Origin of the sequence: Bacillus sp. JAS24-2, from assembly GCF_008274905.1 — a bacterium.
Lineage (GTDB): Bacteria > Bacillota > Bacilli > Bacillales > Bacillaceae_G > Bacillus_A > Bacillus_A cereus.
In genome coordinates, this window is record NZ_CP031068.1 from 448,920 (window position 1) to 471,733 (window position 22,814).

Sequence of the window (22,814 nt, forward strand, 5' to 3'; positions counted from 1 at the left end):
AGACTATTTTGAGAGTATCTTTTTTGCTTGTTAATTTGATCAGTATTTTTATTTTAAAATTCTAATATTGTAATTTTATAATTCAGAATTTTGTAGAAAATCATCGGTCGTATTATTTATAATAAAAGTAAAAAGATGATGAGTTGGTGAAATGATGCAAAAGAAAAAACGTTGGCGTGAATTCTTTGGAACTATTGCAATTGCATGTTTATTGGTGTTTTTGGCGAAATTTTTTGTGTTTTTTCCGACGACTGTAAAAGGAGCATCTATGAGGCCAACGTTGCAAGATGGAGATAAGGTGATTGTTAATAAGTTAGCAAAACAATTTGAAAGCTATGGGAGAGAAGATATTATTGTTGTGAAAACAGATAATTTTTATGTCAAAAGAGTGATTGGATTGCCTGGAGATATAATTGAGATGAGAAATGATCAATTATATGTAAATTCTGAAGTGAAAGATGAAGAGTATTTGGATAGTAATAAAAAACAAGCAGAAAAAAAACTTATGAATTTAACAGAGGACTTTGGACCGATTACAGTTCCTAAAAATAAGATTTTTGTTATGGGAGATAATCGCTTAATAAGTAAAGATAGTAGAAATGGTTTAGGTTTTATTGATAGAGAAGATGTGTTAGGAAAGTTAGCAGGCATTTATTATCCGTTTGAACATATGAAAATAATAAAGTAAAAAAACCAAGCAAATTTTAGTTTGCTTGGTTTTTTTGTTAAACAGTAGGAGATTCGTTTGATACAAAGATATCTTCATGTTTCTTTGTAGTACTTAAAGCAAATTTATGTTGTAGTAATTGTAGTTTAAATAACGCCAAAGGATCATGATATGTTTCTGGATTGCTTCTTAGCGTCGCTAATGTTTGCTCGTCTTCCTGTATCTCAAGTTGAGCTGCATCTACATTTTGTTTCAATATATTAAGTGGATCTTTGAAGAACATCATGATATCACGTTCTAATGCACCTTCAAATACTTCAAATTGAAGGAAGAATTGTTTGGAAATTGTGTGAGCAATTTCTGTATAGTCTTCTGTTTCAATATATTGTTTATATTTGTTGGCGAGCATAGATTGGTTTTTTTGCATATTACCAAATAATTTTCCGGCACTTTTTAAGAAAAACTGTGTCGGTGTAAAGCGTAATAAAATATTGATGTTCGTTACTGTAATTCGATTTGTCATTCGTGCAACATCTCGATTCCAATCATCTAATAATTTGAAATCGCAAGGAAGTTTCATACGTTCTTCTTTATATAATTTATTAAACGTTTCACTCATTTCATCTAAATAAGCTTGAGCTTGAATAAATTCATTATGTGCTGTTTCAATCCATTCTTGAATAGACCCAGTAAATTTAGGAAGAAGTACCTGTTGTACATGCTTTTGAACACGTTCATTCATTGCAGCATTTAATTCTTCATGAACTAGTTTGAAATCACTATCTTCTTGAACAAGATCAGAGCAACTCTGTAATAATTCAGGAATTTGAGAATGTATATCTCGTGTAATTTCTTCTTTCGTTAAAAGATAGGATTCGGTAATAGAGCGAATTTTATCTTTTTCAAGAGCAGTAAGGTTATTAATAAATCCAGTAAGTTTCACTGAGATGTGTTTATTCCAGCGTACGGATTTTACTAATGTATTTTCTAATTCCACACGTTCATTTATGAGATAAGCAATTGTCTTTTGTGTAAACCATATTAGCTTTTCTATACGTTCTTTTTCTATATCGCGCTTTGCAAGATTAGAGAGAATAGATTCTGTTACATCTCCAAGTTGCTGGCTACTCTCTTGCGAAGGAGAGTATGGGAAGAATTGTGCATCTGGAAAATGTAATTTAAGTTTACTAATTAGTTTTTCATTAGTAGTCGTATTATTTGTGTGTAATACGAAGTGAATTTGTAAGTTTGGTACTTGTTCACGTAAATAAATTAATGTATCAATTTCTTTACTATGCAATGGTGAAGAAGAATTTAATACGTAAACAAGACTATCTGCTGCTTGTAAGTATTCAAAGTATGCATTGTTTTTATCCAATTGCTCTTGAATGGATGGTGTAAGAAGAAATGTAAACTTATTTTTTCTTAAAAACCTACTTGGTAGCTTAATTTCTATACATTTTTTCTCAAGTTCTGACTGAGCAGATGTAGCCGTTATTTGATGGAATTCATCAAGGTTAGGGATATTTCGTATATCTAACTCGGTAAATTCTGTTATTTCAGTTTGACTAGCGTCTTTAAATAGAATAGGAGTTGTTAAAGTTTCAGTTAAGATGTTCTCTCCCAATATTGAATTAACAAATGATGTTTTATCATGGTCACTAGTTCCAGCTATTAGTAGTGGTGTGACATTTAAATCACATAGTTCATGGACTAGTAGCGTAAATTGATGACTTAAATCTACATCATTTTTCTCAGCCCATACAGCGATTGTTTCGAATAAATGAGAAACTGTTTCCATATTTACATCTGCTTCAGCTGATGTATTAGAAAGTAAGGATCCAGCACTTTTTACGAGTAATGATTCTAAAGTTGTAGGTGAGACTTCATTCCATGCTAACACTGCTGCAGAGACAACTAGAGAATCTTTTGCTTTCGTTAAACTAAACCAATTTGTTAATAAATTTGGTACAAGTCCGTTTAATTCATGCATAAAATGATTTCCGGTAATTAATGCAAAGTATGTTTCTTGATAGCGAGTAGAAATTTCATTCCAATCGTCATTATTGTCTGTTTCAATATGCAAGAATAAATGATTAATACTTTGAATCCAAGGAAGGTATAAGGATTCATGTTGATAGCTATTCCAAAGAGCAATAACAAGCTCTTTAAATTGAGCTTGATCAACAGCATATAGAGCTTTTAAAGACTCATAGAAATATTCAGGCTTAATATTTTTTGTAAATCCTTTGTTTATGTAATTTATTAACGTATCAAACCAGTGTAAAGATTGTGTTCGAATACCTTCTTGAACAGCTAGTTCGATAGCGTTGTTCCAATCTTCTTGTTTTTCATAGAAAGAACGTGCAATTGCAGTAATATTTGGATAATCCGGTTGGAATGCAACAGCTTCACTAATCGTCTTAAAAGCGAGTCCTAAACGATCTTGTTCGATATAAAGAGAAAGAAGTTGTAAGGAAACCTCCATCGTAAGAGTTGTATCTTCCGTTTGAATAGATTGATAAATTTCTTCTGCCTTTGGTAAGAATCCTAGTTCAAAATAAGCATCTGCAATATTTTTTGTCGCCCAAAGTGCAAGAGCATTATTTACTTTTTCCCATTTAAATATAGCTGCTTCAAAATCTTTATTTTGATAATAAAATTCACCTTGAGCAAATCGAATATTAGAAATGTTGGAGAATTCATTTTTAGATTCATTTATATATGCTTCACCGAGTACTTCGGATGCAGGAGTAGAAGTTTCTTCTGTTAAAAATGTTTTATAGTAAACTTTTTGAATAAATTGATTTTCAATGGTCATGTTCGTTCCCCCCTGTATAATTTAGAAAAATGATGTCGTATGTAAAAGGGTGTATGTTCTTTTAATAGGTAGAAGTTGCATTATATAGACCAAACTATGTTTTTGCTAGATATATCATTTTTCTTGAGAGTTAAACCGTTGCGAAAAGTAACTTTCCTTTATTGTAACAAAAAAACACGCATATGAATTTTTATTTTTTATCGGGTTATTTGCGGGCAGTAAGAATCTAATCTCAAAATTGTTGAATGTAAGTAAGTTATGTGGGAGTCGGGATGTCTGTAGAAGCAAGATTGGCATAGGTTAATAATTAGTAGAGGATGAACAAAACTCCCACTGATTAAAGTTTCACTTTATCTCTGTTAAAGGAAAGAATAGAAGTAGAGTTCATTATAAAAACAATGTATAGTGAATATGTATACCATGTTTGCCTTAAAGATAGAAAGGGTACAATGTGGAATAACGATCGTGCATAGGATGTGTCTTCCGAATGGAACAACATATTGGCGAGTTAATCGCGCATTATGGCTATTTTGGAATTGTTATAGCTTTGGCTGGTGGTATTGTCGGATTACCGATACCAGACGAGTTTTTATTGACCTTTGTTGGTTATAATGTTTCAAAAGGAGTTATGTCAGGAACTGCTGCTTTTTTAAGTGGGATGGCTGGTGCGATGTTAGGGATCACGTTAAGCTACATATTAGGTTTAAAACTTGGGCTCCCTGTTTTAAAGAAATATGGACCGAAAATTAGAATTAAAGAACATCACATTGAAAAAACACATATTTTATTTGAAAAATATGGGCCATTTCTTTTAATGATTGGTTATTTTATACCGGGAGTACGTCATTTAACGGCATATTTTGCTGGAGTATCAAATTTGACATTTTGGCGTTTTTGTTTGTACGCTTATGGTGGTGCGCTCATTTGGATAAGTGTTTTTATTGGGCTTGGCTGGAAGTTAGGCGAGAAGTGGCGCTTCGTTGAGTATAGTTTACATCATTATGGAATATGGATTTTATTAATTTCAGCAGTTGTTACATGTGTTGTATGGTTGTACATAAAGAAAAAGAAAAACCGCTAATAGCGGTTTTTTTAGCTGAAAGCAATAAATAATACACCAGCTGTAATAAAGACTACACCAACACCGGTCATAAAGTTTAACTTTTCACCGAGGATAATCATAGCGAGAATGATAGAAAATACGACGCTTAATTTATCGACAGGAGCTACTTGTGAAACCTTTCCTGTTTTGAGGGCAAGAAAATAAAATAGCCATGACGAAGCACCTGCAACCCCACTTAATGTGATAAATAGCAGTGCTTTTTTATTTAGCAGTACGTCGCCGATATTTTGAAATTTACCTTGTATGATAATAACGCCTATCATAAATAATGCCATAATAATAGATCGAATTGTTGTTGCAACGTTTGCATCGATTCCGTCTAAACCAAACTTTCCAAAAATAGATACAAGGGCAGCAGCAATTGCTGATAATAGTGCAAATAAGAGCCACGAACTCATAGTAAAATTCCTCCAATCTTACAGTATTATACATGAAAATGATTCTCATGTATAAAGTTGAAGCAATTGAGCTTTATAGGAAGTGCGACTTCAACTTAACTTCTTGCTCCACCTGAATTTTAAGGTGGGAGTTTTACTGCCTACAAATAGTGGGCTAAATAACGAAATAATCCCCACCTTATATTTTTAATAAGGTGGGGATTATTATACTACTCTGCAATTTCCTCATATAAAAAGTACGTTACATTATAAATATGTTCTACTTCATCGTCTGTCATAAACAGTAATTCGTCACGCTCAATCCCTTTTTTCTTTTCAATAAACTCAATCATATTTTTGCGTTCTTCTCTCTTCATCAATTTTATTTCTCCTCTCAATCTGTTTTAATACAGTTTATTTAAGTTACTGCTATTATATAACAGAATCTTTAGAAAGTTCCACCTATTTTATTGTTTTTTCAAAAAGAACTTTTCGACAAAACAAGCCCACCTAAGGGGGGGCTTGTTTTATTTTATAGTCGTAAAAACTCAGGCTCCGTCGTACCGGCACCATCAATGTAATAAATTGTGTCGGGATTGATTTTTATCAATACGTAATTAGGATCTTCAGGACCGAGTAACCAACGTTTTAAGCTATTATTCCAAAACTTATTTTTTAATGTTGAGTCTTCCTCGATTGAAGCTAACCCTTCAACTTCAATATAATCTTCATCTAATTTTTTTCCTTCACGTCCAAGTAGTACATGTACATTTGGATTTTTTTCGATATCTGTTATCTTTTTTGATTTTCGATCTGTTGCAACATATAGTACAAAATCTTCATGGAAAAACATCATAAAGGCGCTATGAGGTTTCTCGTTACGTACTGTAGATAATACACCAGTACGTTGTCCTTGAATAATAGTTGCGATTTTTTCTTTTAAGTGCATAATTTTAACCCCTTTTCACAATTTATAATTCTGTCTGTTTAAACAAGATAATTTAAATATCTTTCATACTGTTTTCTTTAAGTCGATTTTTTAAACGTAATCGTGATGAAATCGGACAAGTTAGGAGAAGAATAATAATAATATTGAGGAGAAATACATACGATGGAAGGATGAAAAGCATGTTTAATAAAATATTTCTTATAGTAGCACTTATAGGTGTACCACTATCTGTACTTGGCAAAACACTTCATTGGCCAGAAACAATTATGTTCGCTGTGTATTGTATTACGATTATCGCATTAGCTGGTTTTATGGGGAGAGCCACAGAGAGTTTAGCAATTGTTTCTGGTCCTAGAATAGGCGGATTATTAAATGCTACTTTCGGTAATGCTGTTGAACTTATCATTTCAATTTTTGCACTTCAAGCAGGGTTAATTGAAGTGGTGTTAGCTTCTTTAACCGGTTCTGTACTTGGAAATTTATTATTGGTAGGAGGGTTATCTTTCTTTGTTGGAGGTCTTAAATACAAAAGACAAAGTTTTAATGTATATGATGCAAGGCATAATTCAGCTTTATTAATATTTGCTGTTGTTGTGGCCTTTGTTATTCCAGAGATCTTTTCAATGAAGATGGACGCTGGCAAGACGTATCAATTAAGTATAGGTGTTTCTATTATTATGATTATCATGTACCTTGCTGCATTACTATTTAAGTTAGTTACGCACCGTGGTGTATATCAACATAAAAGTGACGAAGTAGCGCATGAAGAAGAGCCAGAGTGGTCGAAAGGGAAGGCGCTCCTTATTTTAGCGATAGCAACACTGGCAGTAGCTTATGTGTCAGAGGCACTCGTACATACTTTTGAAACTGTTGCAAAGTCATTTGGTTGGTCAGAGTTATTTATAGGGGTTATTATCGTTGCGATTGTTGGGAATGCAGCGGAACATGCGTCTGCAATTATTATGGCTTATAAAAATAAAGTAAATATTGCAGTCGAAATTGCAATAGGCTCTACATTACAAATCGCCATGTTTGTTGCTCCTGTATTAGTATTGCTATCTATGTTCTTCGCGCAAAGGATGCCTTTAGTATTTACTATACCAGAACTTGTGTCTATGATTACAGCCGTTTTCTTAACGATTGCGATTTCCAATGATGGAGATACAAACTGGTTTGAAGGTGGCACTTTACTAGCGGCGTATGTCATTATGGGAATTGGTTTTTATTTATTATGAAAAATAGGCATAACAATTGCGCTCAGAGAAAACAATAAACGAAGTAGTATATATACCTACATAGGAAGGAGCCAGACAGGTGAAACGAGTATACAGCATATGTCTTTCAACTATGGTCTCGTTTATTTTATTATTTCCTAACATGAGTTTTGCAAAGACAACAGTAGGAACAAAAATGCCTTCATCTGTTTTAAATATTTCAAAAGACAATACATTTCCAAATGATGCGCAAGATTTGCCACGTTTACAACCAAGTAAATTTGCTCAAGAGCTATTGAAAACGGCTAATATTAAAATTGAAAATCCAGACTTAATTCGGATGTTTAATGAAACGACAATTTCAAATGCGCCGCTTGCAGTAGGGTATCGGGCAAAAATTTATTTGGGTCAATGGGCTTTACATTATGAATCAGTAGACACATCGATTAATTGGGAATATAAACAAGTGAATCGAAATGTGTATGATAATCGCGGAGGAGACCGTTTATATCCACTTCGCTATAAGCAAGAAACACAAAAGACGGTTGAAGGCGATTTAACAGCAGATATGAAAGATGCTGCAGATGTGAAAAAAATGATGCTTCTCAAAGCACTTGAAAAAGTACAATTACCCCTTTCGTTTAAAACGACCATTGGTTATGGTACTGGACATGAGCGTGTGTATAATATTAGTCCGAGTCAACTCGGATATTTATACGCTTATACACCAGCAGTAAATGAAAAAGGAAAAGTAACATTTGGAGAAGTGTATCTTGTATTAAAGGGAAATCAAAAAAGACTTGTTGTGAAAAATATTACTTCTCAAGGAATTGGAGCTGCTATTCCAATTCATGATCATTTGTATTTTAAATTCATTTCTTCTTCCCACTCGCAATAACATGAAAAAACGTCAGCTTATAAGCTGACGTTTTTTTATAATGTAATGTTTGCTGTTTTTGATAAGAAATCTTCTGTCGGATAGTAGCTGTTTTTTACAAGAACATTTGGTCCAAGACATTTTACTGCAGGACAGTGACAGCTTAATGATTTTGCTGTTTTTGAAGCGCTCCATTTTTCATACGCTTCTTGTAATGTGTTTGTTTGTATGTTTCCTAGAAGTGGAACATCACCAAAATCAGTAACGATAATATTGCCATCAAAAATATTTACATTTAAGCGTGAACGACCATCTGGATCGTTACGAACAGTTACATTTTTGCTCTCTTGTAACTTTTTAAATGTGGCAATGTCTCGCTCGTCATCGCTACAAGCATAGAAAGGTAAAGTTCCAAATAACATCCATACATTTTCATCGCGAATTTCTAGTAAATGCTCAATCGCATCACGAATTTCAGCTTTTGTTAAAATCTCTAGATTACTCGCGAAGTCACTTGGATACATTGGATGAACTTCATGACGTTTACAGCCCATCTCTTCGACGATTTGGCGGTGAATATGTTCAATATGTGGTAGAGTTCTTTTGTTTAACATTGTTTCGGCAGATACAAGTACACCTGCATCTGATAGAGCCTTACTATTTGTAATCATTCTTTCGAATAATTTTGCACGTTGTTCGTAAGTAGGCTTACGCTCCATCATTGCAAATCCGCCTTCAACGAAGTCATCAATTGTTCCCCAGTTATGAGAGATATGCAATACGTCTAAATAAGGAATAATCTGTTCGTAACGTGCTAAATCTATAGTTAAGTTAGAGTTGATTTGAGTGCGAACGCCTCGTTCATGGGCATATTTTAAGAGTGGTGTTACATAGTTGTCGACGGATTTTTTTGAAAGCATAGGTTCTCCGCCAGTAATACTTAAAGAACGTAAATGAGGAATCTCATCTAATCGTTTTAATAAAAGATCCATCGGAAGCGGATTTGGGTCTTTCGGCTGTAACGTGTAACCAACAGCGCAATGCTCACAGCGCATATTGCATAACGTCGTCGTTGTAAATTCAACATTTGTTAATAGTAGTTTGCCGTACTCTTCAAGGTCCATATACGCTTCCCATGGATCGTAAGAAGGAGTAATCGGCTTCATTTTTTGTGATATCGTCATATGAAATACTCCTTTGACTATTGAAATAACAATTTGTCCATTCTCTATAATAGAAGAATATGTGCTTTTTATAAAGTGAAACTTTTTAGCATGAAAAGAGAGAGGGCTTACATTATAGTGGATGACTGTGACAAAATTGATGAAATTTCATGCCCATAGCAATCGTTTTTGCGGTATAATAAAAGCAACTCGAATTAAAAGGAGAGTGCCTTCATGGGAAAAGCAATTCAAGATAAAGATACACAATTAGTATATTTAAAAGAACGTTTAAATATGTTCATTGAAGTAATTGATACAATTGAACCCGAAGAAGTAGAATTAGAAGATGTAGATCGTCTTCTTGCAATGTTAGATGAATTAGAATTAAAATGTGAGCAATTTAAAAAAGACGAATAATATATTAAAAAGGCTACCAATTCCAATTTGGTAGCCTTTTTCTGTTCGGGTAATAGAAGGACGATAGAAAAAGAGGTATAATCAAGTTGTGAAAAATTTCATTTATGCTCTAATAGCGTGAAATAAATAGCTAAAGAGCATAACAATTGAATTTTCAGCTCATAACGTTTTGGTAGCGTTCACAATTGAGGGGGAAGTAACAATGGAAAAGCTTCAAGAAAGCATGTATCAACTAATTGTTGAAACGTCAACGAACTTACCGAAAGATGTTCGTCGTGCGATTCAACAAGCGAAAGAGCGAGAAAATGCAGGGACTCGTTCTGCGATGGCACTTGGCACAATTACAAATAATATTAAAATGGCTGATGATAACATCTCGCCGATTTGCCAAGATACAGGGATGCCAACGTTTAAAATTTATACACCAGTTGGTGTGAATCAATTAAAGTTGAAGGAAGCTATCTATAATGCGCTTGAGCGGGCGACAAAAGATGGTAAACTTCGTCCCAATTCTGTTGATTCTCTTTTTGGAGATAATAGTGGAAATAATTTAGGACCAGGTACGCCGGTGATTAAGTTTGAACAATGGGAAAAAGATTATATTGATGCACGTTTAATCCTAAAAGGTGGTGGCTGTGAGAATAAAAATATTCAATATAGCTTACCGTGTGAACTAGAAGGACTTGGACGAGCTGGCCGTGATTTAGAAGGGATTCGTAAATGCCTTCTTCATGCAGTATATCAAGCACAAGGGCAAGGATGTAGCGCTGGTGTAATTGGTGTTGGTATCGGGGGAGACCGCACATCAGGTTATGAATTAGCAAAAAATCAATTATTCCGTACATTAGATGATGTCAATCCAGTACCAGAGTTACAACATCTTGAAGAGTACGTATTAGAAAATGCGAACAAGCTTGGCATTGGTACGATGGGATTTGGCGGAGAAACAACTTTACTTGGTTGTAAAATTGGCGTCTATAATCGTTTGCCAGCTAGTTTCTATGTATCTGTTGCGTATAATTGCTGGGCATATCGTCGCCTTGGTGTGAAAATCCATCCTGAAACAGGAGACATTATGGATTGGCTATATCAAGAAGGGGAAGATACACTTCAGCATGAAGTACAAGAAAAAACAGAGCAACGTGAGATTGTATTAGAAGCACCAATTACAGAAGAGCAAATTCGTGAACTTCGCGTTGGTGATGTTGTAACAATTAATGGCATGATGTATACAGGTCGTGACGCAATCCATAAGCATTTAATGGATAATGATTGTCCAGTAGATTTAAATGGACAAATTATTTACCACTGTGGTCCAGTTGTTGTGAAAGATGACAATGACAATTGGCAAATTAAAGCGGCAGGTCCAACGACAAGTATTCGTGAAGAACCGTACCAAGGCGATATTATGAAGAAATTCGGTATTCGCGCTGTCATTGGAAAAGGCGGTATGGGTGCGAAAACATTAGCGGCTTTAGAAGAACATGGCGGTGTATATTTAAATGCAATCGGTGGTGCAGCGCAATATTATGCTGAATGTATTAAAGAAGTGAAAGATGTTGATTTCTTACAATTTGGTATTCCAGAAGCAATGTGGCATTTACGTATCGACGGGTTTAAAGCAGTTGTAACGATGGACTCTCATGGTAATAGCTTACATGCAGATGTTGATAAAACATCACTTGAAAAATTAGCTAGCTTTAAAGAGCCAGTATTTAAGTAAATAAAAAATGCATCTCGAATGATTCGAGATGCATTTTTTTGGTATATATAGAAAAACATGTTCAGCATGAAAGAATGCGTTGCAACAGAAACTACAAGTACGATTATATATGGAAAGGAGACTATTTATGAAATATAAATGGTTATATATCGGTCTCATTTTTTCAATTATGATGGCACTTGTTCCAGTTTCAGCACTGGCTTATACAAATACTCCACATAACTGGGGAATCCCGCGTCCTAAAAATGAAACAGTACCAGATGCAGGAAAGTTATATACAGATTTACTACAAAAAAATGGCGGGTTTTATTTAGGAGATACGAAGAAAAAAGATATTTATTTAACATTTGATAATGGATATGAGAATGGATACACAGGGAAAATATTAGATGTATTAAAAGAGAAAAAAGTACCAGCAACTTTCTTTGTAACGGGGCATTACATTAAAACACAAAAAGATTTATTGTTAAGAATGAAGGATGAAGGACACATTATTGGAAACCATTCTTGGAGTCATCCTGATTTTACAGCGGTAAATGATGAGAAACTTCGTGAAGAATTAACGAGTGTAACGGAAGAAATTAAAAAAGTAACTGGGCAAAAAGAAGTGAAATATGTACGTCCTCCGCGCGGTGTATTTAGTGAAAGAACGTTAGCTCTTACGAAAGAAATGGGCTATTATAATGTATTTTGGTCACTTGCATTTTTGGATTGGAAAGTGGATCAGCAAAGAGGATGGCAATATGCGCATAATAATGTTATGACGATGATTCATCCAGGATCTATTTTATTACTTCATGCAATATCAAAAGATAATGCAGAAGCACTTGCAAAAATCATTGATGATTTGCGCGAGAAAGGGTATCATTTTAAAAGTCTAGATGACTTAGTAAAAGGCAATCAACCGTAAGCATGTATGCTTACGGTTTTCTCATGCTATAATGATGTGTAAAAAGGATGGGGAAACGTATGTGGAGCGAGCATGTTACGTTAGAGTATCCGTATCATTTTGAAGAAGTATTAAAACGTTTATCTTTTGATCCTCTTAACGTCATTCAATTAGATGAGAAAGTTATTTATATCCCGCTTTGTATAGACGAGGAACAGGTTGTTGTTCGCTTACAAGGGATTGGTACTGTTCAAAATCCACAGTTTTGGATTTCTAGTCAGACAGGAGATCCAGAGAAAGTCATGAAACGAATGAGAGCCATTTTTCATTGGAATGAACCGTTTCAAGATATACAAAATCATTTTTTAAACACATCATTACGTCCACTATTTGAAACATATGCTTATACTCCAATTATTTTAGAATTTGATTATTTTGCTTGTCTGCTTCGCTGTATCATTCACCAACAAATAAATTTGAAATTTGCTACTGTGTTAACAGAACAATTTGTGAAACGGTATGGAACAGAGAAGAACGGTGTATTCTTTTTCCCCACTCCGGAAATAGTAGCAAATATTTCAATAGAAGAATTGAGAGAGCAGAAGTTTAGTCAGCGAAAGGCTGAATATATAGTAGGATTAGGTCGAAGTATTGTCAGTGGTACATTAAATTTAGCGAGTATAGAAAATGGGACGGAAGAAGACATTTCAGCACAATTGTTGCCAATTAGGGGAATTGGTGCATGGACAGTGCAAAACTTTTTAATGTTTGGGCTTGGACGGAAAAATATGTTCCCGAAAGCGGACATTGGGATTCAGCGTGCAGTGCAAGGTATATTTCAATTAGATGATAAACCTGATGATGCATTTTTAGAAAAATTGAAACAAGAGTGTGAACCATACTGCAGTTATGCAGCGTTATATTTATGGAAAAGTATAGAGTAGAGGTGTAATAATGATACAAAAGCAACATGAGAGTAAGTTGGAAGTTGGTCAAACGTTTCCTGTGACAATTAAACGTCTTGGGATTAACGGAGAAGGCGTTGGTTATTTTAAGAGACAAGTTGTTTTCATTCCAGGGGCATTACCAGGAGAAGAAGTTGTTGCAGAAACAACGAAAATTCAGCGTGGCTTCGCTGAAGCGAAAGTGAAAAAAGTTCGTAAAGCTTCACCGCATCGTGTGAAAGCACCGTGTCCAGTATATGAGGAGTGTGGCGGTTGTCAGCTGCAACATTTAGATTATAAAGAACAATTGAATCAAAAGCGTGATATCGTTGTACAAGCATTTGAGAAGTACATGAAAAATAGTATGGAAGAGAAAATTCGTCCAACGCTTGGCATGGAAAATCCATGGCATTATCGTAATAAGAGTCAATTACAAGTGGGGCGTAAAGACGAAAAGGTTATTACAGGGCTATATAAACAAAACTCACATCAGTTAATTGATATCGCTCACTGTATGATTCAACATAAAGCAACGAATGAAGCGACAAAAGTTGTAAGACGTATTTTAGAAAAATTAAATGTTTCTATTTACAATGAGAAAAAACAAAAAGGTTTAGTACGCACAATTGTAACACGTACTGCAGTTCAAACAGGTGAAGTACAAGTTACACTTATTACAACAAAAGAAGAATTACCAAATAAAGAACAATTTATTGCAGAAGTACAAAAACAGATGCCAGCGGTTAAATCAATTATGCAAAATGTAAACTGGCGTAAAACATCTGTTATTTTTGGCGACAAAACATTTAAATTAGCTGGAAAAGAAGTAATTCAAGAAACACTTGGTGATTTATCATTTGAATTATCAGCACGTGCGTTCTTCCAGTTGAATCCAGAGCAAACCGTTGTTTTATATAATGAAGCAAAAAAAGCCGCTGCGTTAACAGGCGATGAGAAAATTGTAGATGCGTATTGTGGCGTTGGTACAATCGGTCTTTGGCTTGCAAATGATGCAGCGGAAGTACGTGGTATGGATGTAATTCCAGAAGCGATTGCAGATGCAAGAAAAAATGCAAAGCGTCACGGATTTACAAATACGAAATATGAAGCAGGTAAAGCTGAACAATGGTTACCGAAATGGGTAAAAGAAGGATGGCGTCCAGATGTAATTGTTGTCGACCCACCACGTACAGGTTGCGATGATAAATTACTGGAAACAATTTTAAAAGTGAAGCCGAAACAAGTTGTGTACGTGTCTTGTAATCCTTCTTCATTAGCACGTGATGTACAAGCATTAATGAAGAGCTATGAAGTGGAGTATGTGCAACCAGTTGATATGTTCCCGCATACAGCTCACGTAGAAAATGTAGTGAAGCTTGTTAGAAAGTAAAGTTTATTAATATTCCCTCATGGTATGAGGGAATATTTTCTATGAAGGAGAATATTATGCATAATTATAAATTAACAATTCAGTACGATGGCGCACGTTTTAAAGGATGGCAACGTCTCGGTAATAACGATAATACAATTCAAGGAAAAATCGAAAGTGTCATATCTGAAATGGTCGGAAAAGAAATTGAAATTATCGGTTGTAGTAGAACAGACGCTGGTGTACATGCTTTGAATCAAGTTGCTAACTTTCAAAGTGATGAGAAGTTAGTGGAACATAAAGTGAAAAAATATTTAAATCAATATTTACCTAATGATATTAGCATTACGAATGTGGAAGAAGTACATGATCGTTTCCATGCTCGTTACAATTCTAAAGCAAAAACATATCTGTATAAAATTTGGAATGAAGAGCATACAAATCCATTTATGCGTAAATACAGCATGCATGTGAATAAAAAATTAAATGTGAAAAGCATGAAAGCAGCTGCGAAACATTTAGTTGGTTCACATGACTTTACTGCTTTTTCAAATGCGAAATCAAAGAAAAAATCTATGGTTCGAGAAGTATATACACTTGATGTGATGGAAGAGGCAGGGTTTGTACAAATTAGAGTAAGTGGTAACGGCTTCCTTCATAATATGGTAAGAAAAATTGTCGGGGCATTAATTGAAGTTGGATTAGGACAATTAGACGCTGAAGCAATTCCAAACATTTTAGAGGAAAAGCAGCGCAATCAAATTAATTGTCTTGCTGAGGCAAGTGGGTTGTATTTAGAGAATGTTGAGTTTTAATGGCAAATAAAAAAATCGGGCTAAGTAGCTCGATTTTTTTAGTATTACGAAGATTTCTCGTTTTTTATACGTAGCTTCAAATTCCAAAAAGCAGCAAGCATAATAGCTGTAAAGGAGCCGCTAATTGTTCCTAATAGCTTTGCATAAGGAAAGCTACTCATATCACCATTAATGAATAACATTATACATAGAACAGCAGGGAGAAGGTATAAGTAGTGTAATAACTTTAATTTTTTATCATTACTCATATATATAGCCCTTTCTAGCATGTTATATGTTTATTATAACATATTTTACCAAGTTATTTTTTGCACTTGGAGACATGTTTATTTCATATGTGTAAATGCAGTTTTTTAATTCGATATTGTAAGTTTTGCCTACTTAATCCTAAAAATTTTGCAGCTTGTGAGATGTTGCCATGATGTTCTTTAAGAATTTGGTTAATGTAGTTCTTTTCCATTTTTTCTATTGTGTGTTTTAAAGTTTTAGGTGCATCAGTATTGTGATTAGTTAGTGCATGTTGCATATTGAATTCTGTTTTTATTCGTTCACGAAAGCGAGTAGGCATATGAAACGCTGTAATGATGGTTTCATCTTCTATCAAGTTCATGGAACCTTCAATTATATGTTCCAACTCCCGTACGTTTCCAGGCCAATCGTATGCATAGAAAAATTCTCTTACATTTACATCTACATCGGTTACATTGAGCCCAAATTGAGTATTATATTTTTCAATAAAGTGCTGAACAAGATCTGGAATATCTTCTTTTCTTTCACGTAAAGGCGGAAGACATAAAGTAACGACGCTTAATCGATAATATAAGTCTTCTCTTAATCGATTATGTGCGATGGCTTCGAAAGGATCTTCATTGATAGTTGCTATAATACGAACATCAATTTCTTTTTCGTGTGTGCCTCCGATTCTTCGTATTGTTTTTTCTTGTATAGCTCGTAGTAACTTCGCTTGAAGTGCTGGACTTAATGAGTTGATTTCATCTAATAACAAAGTTCCTCCGTTCGCTTCTTCGAATAAGCCTGATTTATCTATTGCTCCTGTAAAGGCACCTCGATTTGTGCCAAATAGTAGGCTTTCCATTAAGGTATCAGGTATAGCGGCACAGTTTTGTGAAATAAAGGGTTTGGTTGAACGCTGACTTTCATTATGGATGCTTTGTGCAAATAGTTCTTTACCAGTGCCTGTTTCCCCTACGAGAAGTATGGAGGAAGATGTACGAATTACTCTTTTTCCTTCTGTAATGATTGATTGAATGGCTTCAGAATCACCAATTATGTGATCAAAGGTAAATTTAGTGCTTTGTTTTCGAGAAGGACTTATTTTTATCGTTTGTTTTAAGTTACTAATTTCTTTTGATATTTCAATAGCGCCTTTAATTTTTCCATTTTCTATTATAGGGAAAGTATCGTTAATCGTTGTAATTTCTTGTCCTTTATTGTTAAAATACGTTTGTTTTATATTTTTCTTTGTTTTTCCAAATTTTAATGCCTCTATAAGAGTACTATTTTTATTTTCTTCAAATGCAAATATTTCTAAAGGACTTTTATATAATACATCTAAGCGATCCATTGATTCAATTTCCATCATTTTGCGGTTATAGACAATCGTTTTACTTTCCTCATTAATAATATGAATCCCGATATCGAGTTCATTGAGTAAAGTTTCATATAGCATATTCATTTCAATAATTTGTTTGAAATTAATTTCTTCTGTATGCATGTAACATCTTCTCCTCATTTCACCCTATGAAGACTGACTTTTTATAATTTTATTAAAATTCTTATAAAATCGCAAAAAATTTTTGCTATTTTTCGTTTAAAACTTTTTAAATGATCGAAAAATTTTGCGGTTGTGCACATTTTTTTGTATGAAACTCTCATTTAATACATGAATTAGAGACTTGGTACGTATTTTGCATAAATAATATTCGAAATCTCTAGAGGGGAGAATATGACTTTTTACAGGATATACAACGTTTTGGTGTCAATTAATAAGAGGGAGGAATTTATAAAGTGAAGACAGTTATAGAAGGTGTGTATAGTCCTTGTTATGGAAAAGTAGAGAAGTTATTTGTGACGGAAAGTTCTTACGTATACGAGTGGGAGAAATTAGCATTAATTGAAACAATAGATAAACAGAAAGTAGAAATTAAGATAGGGATCAGTGGTTATATTGAATCATTAGAAGTAGTAGAAGGACAAGCTATTGCTGATCAAAAATTATTAATAACAGTAAGGGATGACCTTTTAGTAACAGGCAGTGATTAATGTAAGTGACGTGTATTTTTGCTCTTTTAAATCATTATTTTTACACTGAATACTTTTAAAAACGCTTACATTAAATGGGTTGGCAAAGTGAAAAGGGGGGATTTATATGATGGATCAAAACCAAGGATTAAAAAGAGAATTGAAAAGTAGGCACATATTTATGATTGCACTCGGTGGAGTTATTGGTACAGGACTTTTTTTAGGGTCAGGTTATACGATTCATGAGGCTGGACCTGGAGGAGCAATTGTAGCGTATCTTGTCGGTGGATTTGTAATGTATTTAACGATGCTCTGTCTTGGAGAATTAGCTGTTGCGATGCCTGACGCAGGGTCTTATCAAACGTATGCGACAAAGCATATTTCCCCTGCAGCAGGTTATGTAGTGGGATGGATGTCGTGGTTAAACTGGTCTGCTACGATAGGTATTGAATTAATTGCAGTTAGTATTTTGATGAAACGTTGGTTTCCTGATGTACCGTCATGGATTTGGTGTGTAGTGTTCGCGGTACTGCTCTTTGCTATTAATGCGTTATCTTCAAGAAGTTTTGCGGAAGTGGAATTTTGGTTTGCAAGTATTAAAGTAATTACAATTATTGCATTTATTATTTTAGGCGGGGCGGCAATGTTTGGTTTTCTAGATATGAAAGGAAATGAACCAGCACCGATGTTCTCTAGCTTTACTGATTACGGGGGACTGTTTCCGAATGGATTATCAGCTATTTTAATTACGATGATTGCAGTTAATTTTTCTTTCCAAGGAACAGAACTAGTTGGTATTGCAGCAGGTGAGAGTGAAAATCCAGAGAAAACGATCCCGAAGGCAATTAACAATACAGTTTGGCGTATACTTGTTTTCTTTGTACTATCTATTTTTATTCTTGCTGGACTATTCCCTTGGCAGCAAGCAGGAGTAATAGAAAGTCCATTTGTAGTTGTATTTGATAAAATTGGTATTCCTTATGCAGCTGATATTATAAATTTCGTTATTATTACAGCAGTTCTATCCGTTGCGAATTCAGGATTATATGCAACTTCTCGTATGCTATGGTCTATGTCTAATCAAGGAATGATTAGTCCGATTTTTGGTAAGTTATCTAAAAACGGTGTTCCTATTTATGCATTGATTGTAAGCACAATTGTAGGTTGTCTCTCATTATTATCAGGTATTTATGCGGAAGATACAGTTTATTTATGGCTGCTTTCTATCGCTGGATTTGGAGCGATACTAGTTTGGGCATCTATTGCTCTATCTAACTTATTAGCTAGAAGGTCATACATAAAGCAGGGCGGGGATGTCAAAGACCTGAAATTTAAAACACCGCTGTATCCATTCGTACCACTGCTTGCGTTAGTATTAAATGTAACAGTAATCGTTGGCATGGCCTTTATTCCAGAACAAAGAATGGCATTGTATTGTGGTATTCCATTTATGATTGTTTGTTTACTGTTTTATCGTGCTACAAGAAATAAGGGAAGTAATGTAGAGCATATTGAAAAGACAAATATAACGGAAGTAGAGAGTTTATAATAGTGATCAATTAGGAGACTGTAAAATTGTAAACAGTCTCTTTTTTTGTGAAAATAAAGCTGGAAACATACTATGTATGCAAAGGGGAATTAGCGATGAATCGAGAAATTTCGCAGTTGTTAAAACAAATAGATTCAAGGAAAGAGGAATTGTTAGAACTTACAAAAACATTAATTCGTTTTGAAACACCAGCACCGCCAGCGAGAAATACAAATGAAGCGCAAGAATTTGTTGCAGAGTTTTTAAGAAAACGAAATTTTAGTATTAATAAATGGGATGTATATCCGAATGATCCGAACGTTGTTGGGGTAAAAAAAGGAATAAAAAGTGACTCATATAAAAGTCTTATTATTAATGGGCATATGGATGTAGCTGAAGTGTCAGCAGATGAGGCGTGGGAAACAGATCCATTTGATCCATTTATAAAAGATGGCTGGTTAGTTGGACGTGGCGCAGCAGATATGAAAGGTGGGCTGGCTGGAGCGCTATTTGCCATTCAACTTTTACAAGAAGCTGGTATTGAATTACCTGGAGATTTAATCTTCCAATCAGTAATAGGGGAAGAAGTTGGAGAGGCAGGAACACTTCAATGCTGCAGGCGAGGTTACGATGCTGATTTTGCAGTCGTAGTGGATACGAGTGATTTGCATATGCAAGGGCAAGGTGGTGTCATTACTGGATGGATTACAGTGAAAAGTCCGCAAACGTTTCATGATGCAACGCGCAGACAAATGATCCATGCTGGAGGACGTTTATTTGGAGCGAGTGCGATTGAAAAAATGATGAAAATTGTGCAGAGCTTACAAGAATTAGAGCGTCACTGGGCAGTCATGAAAACATATGAAGGCTATCCATCTGGAACAACAACAATTAATCCAGCTGTTATTGAGGGGGGAAGGCATGCGGCGTTTATTGCGGATGAGTGCCAGTTATGGATAACAGTGCACTTCTATCCGAACGAAACACATGAACAAATAATAAAAGAAATTGAAGAATATATTGGAAAGGTAGCAGCTGCCGATCCATGGTTAAGTGAAAATCCGCCACAATTTAAGTGGGGCGGAGAATCAATGATTGTAGATCGTGGTGAAATTTTCCCTTCATTAGAAGTAGATAGGGAACATGCAGCTGTAAAAAAACTTAGCTCAGTACACGAGTCTATTTTATCAAAAAATGCAATTTTAGATATGTCTGCAACGGTAACTGATGGCGGTTGGTTTAGTGAGTTTCATATTCCAGCGATTATATATGGACCAGGTACATTAGAAGAAGCACATTCTGTAAATGAGAAAGTTGAAATTGAACAGTTAATTGAATTTACAAAAGTAATAACAGCATTTATATATGAATGGTGCCACACGAAAAAATAGATTTGTATAGTAAAATCATACGAGTATGTATACTTGTACGATTTTTTAGTGAACTATTTCAGAGGTGAAAATAAACAACTGAAATAGTTCTTTATTTTGCTATGTCTTTCGTTTTATTTCAAGTAATTTCTCTTTTGCTAATTCAACGGCGATCGCATCATCTAAATAGCCAATTGGAAAGAGATAGTCGGGAATAATATCTGTCGATAAAATGAAATACAGTAATGCGCTTCCAAGAACTGCACGTTCTTCTTTTGAAATGGTTTCATTGCAAAATTGTTGATACATATCTGTTAATTGTTCAATAAAAGGACCAGCACTATCAATTTGCTCTAATTTGCTTGCGAAACTGTCATGAATACGTTTTTCGCCTTCTGTTGTCTGGGCATAGCGTTCGTAATTTTCGAGTTCTTGTTTTACGCGAGTTGTAGTGTAATCGAAATCGAATAAGTTAGAGGATTGCAGCGTTTGCTGAATGGTATCAAGAGATGTGTACATATCTGTTTTTTCTTTATTAATGTGAGGAGAATCAGGGTACATTTCATCAAATAACAATTGGGGTGGAACTTGAAGACATTCTGCAAATTTTTGTAGATGTTTTTGTTTTGGCGGTTGTTTACCATTAATAATTCTTGAGACTGTTGCAGGATCAATATTTGTAAGTATTCCTAGTTGGCGCATAGATAAGGCGCGTTCTTTTAAAAGTTTTTTTATTAATTTGCCAAGCCGATCATTCGGGTTTTCATTAGCCATAGTGTAGGCACTCCTTTTTTAGTGTTGAAAAAATATTGAGCATTTATTACAAGTATATGAAACAGACAGGCACAGTTGCTCAACATTTTCATAATATGCATTGAAAAGTGAGAAAAAGGGGTGACTATTTATGAGTACGGTAGGCTTATTTTCAATTTTTTTAATCGGGATCGCTTCTAATTTAGATAATGCAGGTGTTGGAATTGCATATGGCATTCGTAAAATTCGTATTTCGTGGTTTAACAATTTTATCATCGCATTCTTTGGATTTTTATTTACTTTACTAGCTGGATTTTTTGGAAACTGGATTGCGTTATTTATTTCAGAGTTTACAGCAAATCTGATTGGAGCAATCGTTTTAGCGATAATCGGTGTGTTTATTTTATGTCAGCCTTTCTTGGGCCAAAAAAATACTGCAGGTTCTAAAGATGATAATGTACTTATGGGAATTTTACGTGATCCGGAAAAAGCAGATTTTGATGGTTCTAAAACAATTAGTTTCTCAGAAGCAATTGTTTTAGGAGTTGCGTTGTCTATTAATAATATTGCAGGTGGATTTGATGCAGGGGTAACAAATTTAAATCTTTGGCTTACAGCGACTATTTCTGGGGTGTTTAGTTTTATTTGTATTAGTGGTTTTGCGTATGTAGGAAAACGATTTTTAGCAGAATACTTAGGGAAATGGGCGACAGTTATCGCAGGAGTGTTATTAATTCTTATTGGGATCGATCAGTTGTTGTAAGGAGAGTAGAAAACAAGGTTCGAGTATTTCCTTGGAAATACAGCAAGAGATTGCATATATCGACGTACTTTTCTCCATACTAATACGGATTTCTTTTAAGAAAGGGGGATTTGTATGGGACGCGGGAAAGCATTTGATCATAAGAAAAAAGGGCATGATCATCAACCACCTAAAGGTGCGTTCATTCATAAAGATGTAAATGAACATACTTTGGAAGAGGAAGAGCTACCAGTAAATATTGAGGCGTATAAAAATAGTTTAAAAAAACATTAAAAGCACCTACATAGGTGCTTTTTTACCGTATATCTTCAATTAATTGTTCGGATTCTTCATGCATACTGTACTCACTTAATACTTGAATGCAAAGCCACTTTAATTCCTCAATCGTATGCTCAAGTTCTTCAGGAAGCACATGATAAATGTCTTCAAGTCCCATCCCGAAATGAATAAGTTCAAGTACTTGATCATCGATGTTCCGATCCATTAATAATTCAAGTACTTCTAAATTGAATATGTATCGGTGAGCTTCGTCGAGTGAAACAACTTTTAACTTCAAGCTTTCTACAATACTCAATATAAAAAGAAGGATTGTTTTTTCAAGAACAGGTTGTTTTCCCATTTGAAATATTAGTTTCATCTTTCACACCTCCACATATAGCGCTAGGTTGTACTATATTATTCAGGAGGGGGGAACAAATATGCATGATATAGAGAAACTTTCAGCACTGTTTTTGTAAGAGGATTGATAACTGACAAAAGTGAGGTTTTGGCGAAATAAAAAATCCTGCTA

24 protein-coding genes are annotated in these 22,814 nt (G+C 34.6%); 15 read left to right on the forward strand and 9 right to left on the reverse strand.

The window, feature by feature from the left end; translation table 11 throughout:
- The first annotated feature begins 151 nt into the window (after nt 1-151).
- Nucleotides 152-688, forward strand: coding sequence for a signal peptidase I (gene lepB, locus DN407_RS02390; RefSeq protein WP_000983302.1), 537 nt, complete (start codon nt 152-154; stop codon nt 686-688).
- Between the two features lie 37 nt (nt 689-725).
- On the opposite strand, the gene DN407_RS02395 is transcribed toward lepB, so the two are convergent.
- Nucleotides 726-3,488 (reverse strand): tetratricopeptide repeat protein, encoded by a 2,763-nt coding sequence (locus DN407_RS02395; RefSeq protein WP_149215977.1) that lies wholly within the window; start codon nt 3,486-3,488, stop codon nt 726-728.
- A gap of 487 nt (nt 3,489-3,975) precedes the next feature.
- On the opposite strand from DN407_RS02395, the gene DN407_RS02400 reads away from it, so the two are divergent.
- Entirely contained in the window at nt 3,976-4,569 is a 594-nt protein-coding gene (locus DN407_RS02400; protein WP_000434873.1) for a DedA family protein, read from the forward strand.
- 11 nt (nt 4,570-4,580) lie between these two features.
- Here DN407_RS02400 and DN407_RS02405 read toward each other — a convergent pair whose 3' ends face one another.
- From DN407_RS02405 to DN407_RS02415, 3 genes are all read right to left on the reverse strand, one after another.
- A complete protein-coding gene (locus tag DN407_RS02405; RefSeq protein ID WP_000100296.1) occupies nt 4,581-5,009 on the reverse strand; it encodes an EamA family transporter in 429 nt (142 codons plus the stop codon).
- A 209-nt stretch (nt 5,010-5,218) separates the two neighbouring features.
- On the reverse strand, nt 5,219-5,365 hold the full coding sequence (locus DN407_RS02410; RefSeq protein WP_000817786.1) for a BH0509 family protein: 147 nt from the start codon (nt 5,363-5,365) through the stop codon (nt 5,219-5,221).
- A gap of 155 nt (nt 5,366-5,520) precedes the next feature.
- Nucleotides 5,521-5,937: a pyridoxamine 5'-phosphate oxidase family protein gene (locus tag DN407_RS02415; protein WP_000550211.1), complete on the reverse strand. Its 417-nt coding sequence runs from the start codon at nt 5,935-5,937 to the stop codon at nt 5,521-5,523.
- 179 nt (nt 5,938-6,116) lie between these two features.
- Between DN407_RS02415 and cax the strand changes: the two genes are divergently transcribed.
- Nucleotides 6,117-7,172, forward strand: a complete 1,056-nt coding sequence (cax, locus tag DN407_RS02420; RefSeq protein WP_000482133.1) for a calcium/proton exchanger — start codon at nt 6,117-6,119, stop codon at nt 7,170-7,172.
- Between the two features lie 79 nt (nt 7,173-7,251).
- Nucleotides 7,252-8,049: a YfkD famly protein gene (locus DN407_RS02425; protein WP_002102695.1), complete on the forward strand. Its 798-nt coding sequence runs from the start codon at nt 7,252-7,254 to the stop codon at nt 8,047-8,049.
- A gap of 35 nt (nt 8,050-8,084) precedes the next feature.
- Here the strand turns inward: DN407_RS02425 and yfkAB are convergent, their stop codons facing one another.
- Nucleotides 8,085-9,212, reverse strand: a complete 1,128-nt coding sequence (gene yfkAB / locus DN407_RS02430; protein ID WP_000156023.1) for a radical SAM/CxCxxxxC motif protein YfkAB — start codon at nt 9,210-9,212, stop codon at nt 8,085-8,087.
- Between the two features lie 213 nt (nt 9,213-9,425).
- Here yfkAB and DN407_RS02435 point away from each other — a divergent pair, with 213 nt between their 5' ends.
- The 6 genes from DN407_RS02435 (at nt 9,426) to truA (ending at nt 15,348) form a co-directional block, all read left to right on the forward strand.
- Nucleotides 9,426-9,608: an SE1561 family protein gene (locus tag DN407_RS02435; RefSeq protein WP_000513558.1), complete on the forward strand. Its 183-nt coding sequence runs from the start codon at nt 9,426-9,428 to the stop codon at nt 9,606-9,608.
- A 202-nt stretch (nt 9,609-9,810) separates the two neighbouring features.
- Complete coding sequence (gene fumA / locus DN407_RS02440) at nt 9,811-11,331, forward strand: class I fumarate hydratase (protein WP_000413520.1); 1,521 nt, start codon at nt 9,811-9,813, stop codon at nt 11,329-11,331.
- Nucleotides 11,332-11,458: 127 nt separating this feature from the next.
- A complete protein-coding gene (gene pdaA, locus DN407_RS02445) occupies nt 11,459-12,241 on the forward strand; it encodes a delta-lactam-biosynthetic de-N-acetylase (protein WP_000875956.1) in 783 nt (260 codons plus the stop codon).
- Nucleotides 12,242-12,300: 59 nt separating this feature from the next.
- A complete protein-coding gene (locus DN407_RS02450; RefSeq protein WP_000269421.1) occupies nt 12,301-13,164 on the forward strand; it encodes a DNA-3-methyladenine glycosylase family protein in 864 nt (287 codons plus the stop codon).
- A gap of 10 nt (nt 13,165-13,174) precedes the next feature.
- Nucleotides 13,175-14,554: a 23S rRNA (uracil(1939)-C(5))-methyltransferase RlmD gene (rlmD, locus tag DN407_RS02455; RefSeq protein ID WP_000615200.1), complete on the forward strand. Its 1,380-nt coding sequence runs from the start codon at nt 13,175-13,177 to the stop codon at nt 14,552-14,554.
- A gap of 56 nt (nt 14,555-14,610) precedes the next feature.
- Complete coding sequence (truA, locus tag DN407_RS02460) at nt 14,611-15,348, forward strand: tRNA pseudouridine(38-40) synthase TruA (protein ID WP_000553118.1); 738 nt, start codon at nt 14,611-14,613, stop codon at nt 15,346-15,348.
- A 44-nt stretch (nt 15,349-15,392) separates the two neighbouring features.
- On the opposite strand, the gene DN407_RS02465 is transcribed toward truA, so the two are convergent.
- Together DN407_RS02465 and DN407_RS02470 are read right to left on the reverse strand one after the other, a co-directional pair.
- Entirely contained in the window at nt 15,393-15,596 is a 204-nt protein-coding gene (locus DN407_RS02465) for a hypothetical protein (protein WP_149215978.1), read from the reverse strand.
- 83 nt (nt 15,597-15,679) lie between these two features.
- Nucleotides 15,680-17,083 carry a sigma-54 interaction domain-containing protein gene (locus DN407_RS02470; protein ID WP_000556689.1) on the reverse strand — a complete coding sequence of 468 codons (1,404 nt, stop codon included), beginning with the start codon at nt 17,081-17,083 and terminating at the stop codon, nt 15,680-15,682.
- Nucleotides 17,084-17,376: 293 nt separating this feature from the next.
- Between DN407_RS02470 and DN407_RS02475 the strand changes: the two genes are divergently transcribed.
- The 3 genes from DN407_RS02475 (at nt 17,377) to DN407_RS02485 (ending at nt 20,529) form a co-directional block, all read left to right on the forward strand.
- Entirely contained in the window at nt 17,377-17,631 is a 255-nt protein-coding gene (locus DN407_RS02475; protein ID WP_000859489.1) for a biotin/lipoyl attachment domain-containing protein, read from the forward strand.
- A 106-nt stretch (nt 17,632-17,737) separates the two neighbouring features.
- Nucleotides 17,738-19,159 carry an amino acid permease gene (locus DN407_RS02480; RefSeq protein ID WP_097856042.1) on the forward strand — a complete coding sequence of 474 codons (1,422 nt, stop codon included), beginning with the start codon at nt 17,738-17,740 and terminating at the stop codon, nt 19,157-19,159.
- Nucleotides 19,160-19,254: 95 nt separating this feature from the next.
- Nucleotides 19,255-20,529, forward strand: coding sequence for an acetylornithine deacetylase (locus tag DN407_RS02485; protein WP_001078357.1), 1,275 nt, complete (start codon nt 19,255-19,257; stop codon nt 20,527-20,529).
- Between the two features lie 99 nt (nt 20,530-20,628).
- Here DN407_RS02485 and DN407_RS02490 read toward each other — a convergent pair whose 3' ends face one another.
- The gene (locus tag DN407_RS02490; RefSeq protein WP_001262772.1) at nt 20,629-21,282 is read right to left on the reverse strand and encodes a DUF1232 domain-containing protein; all 654 of its coding nucleotides are present in this window, start codon (nt 21,280-21,282) and stop codon (nt 20,629-20,631) included.
- Nucleotides 21,283-21,412: 130 nt separating this feature from the next.
- Between DN407_RS02490 and ytaF the strand changes: the two genes are divergently transcribed.
- Nucleotides 21,413-22,024 (forward strand): sporulation membrane protein YtaF, encoded by a 612-nt coding sequence (gene ytaF, locus DN407_RS02495; protein WP_149215979.1) that lies wholly within the window; start codon nt 21,413-21,415, stop codon nt 22,022-22,024.
- Nucleotides 22,025-22,138: 114 nt separating this feature from the next.
- A complete protein-coding gene (locus DN407_RS31480; protein ID WP_000532409.1) occupies nt 22,139-22,297 on the forward strand; it encodes a hypothetical protein in 159 nt (52 codons plus the stop codon).
- 22 nt (nt 22,298-22,319) lie between these two features.
- Here the strand turns inward: DN407_RS31480 and DN407_RS02500 are convergent, their stop codons facing one another.
- Entirely contained in the window at nt 22,320-22,661 is a 342-nt protein-coding gene (locus DN407_RS02500) for a DUF3969 family protein (RefSeq protein WP_000766604.1), read from the reverse strand.
- Between the last annotated feature and the right edge of the window lie 153 nt (nt 22,662-22,814).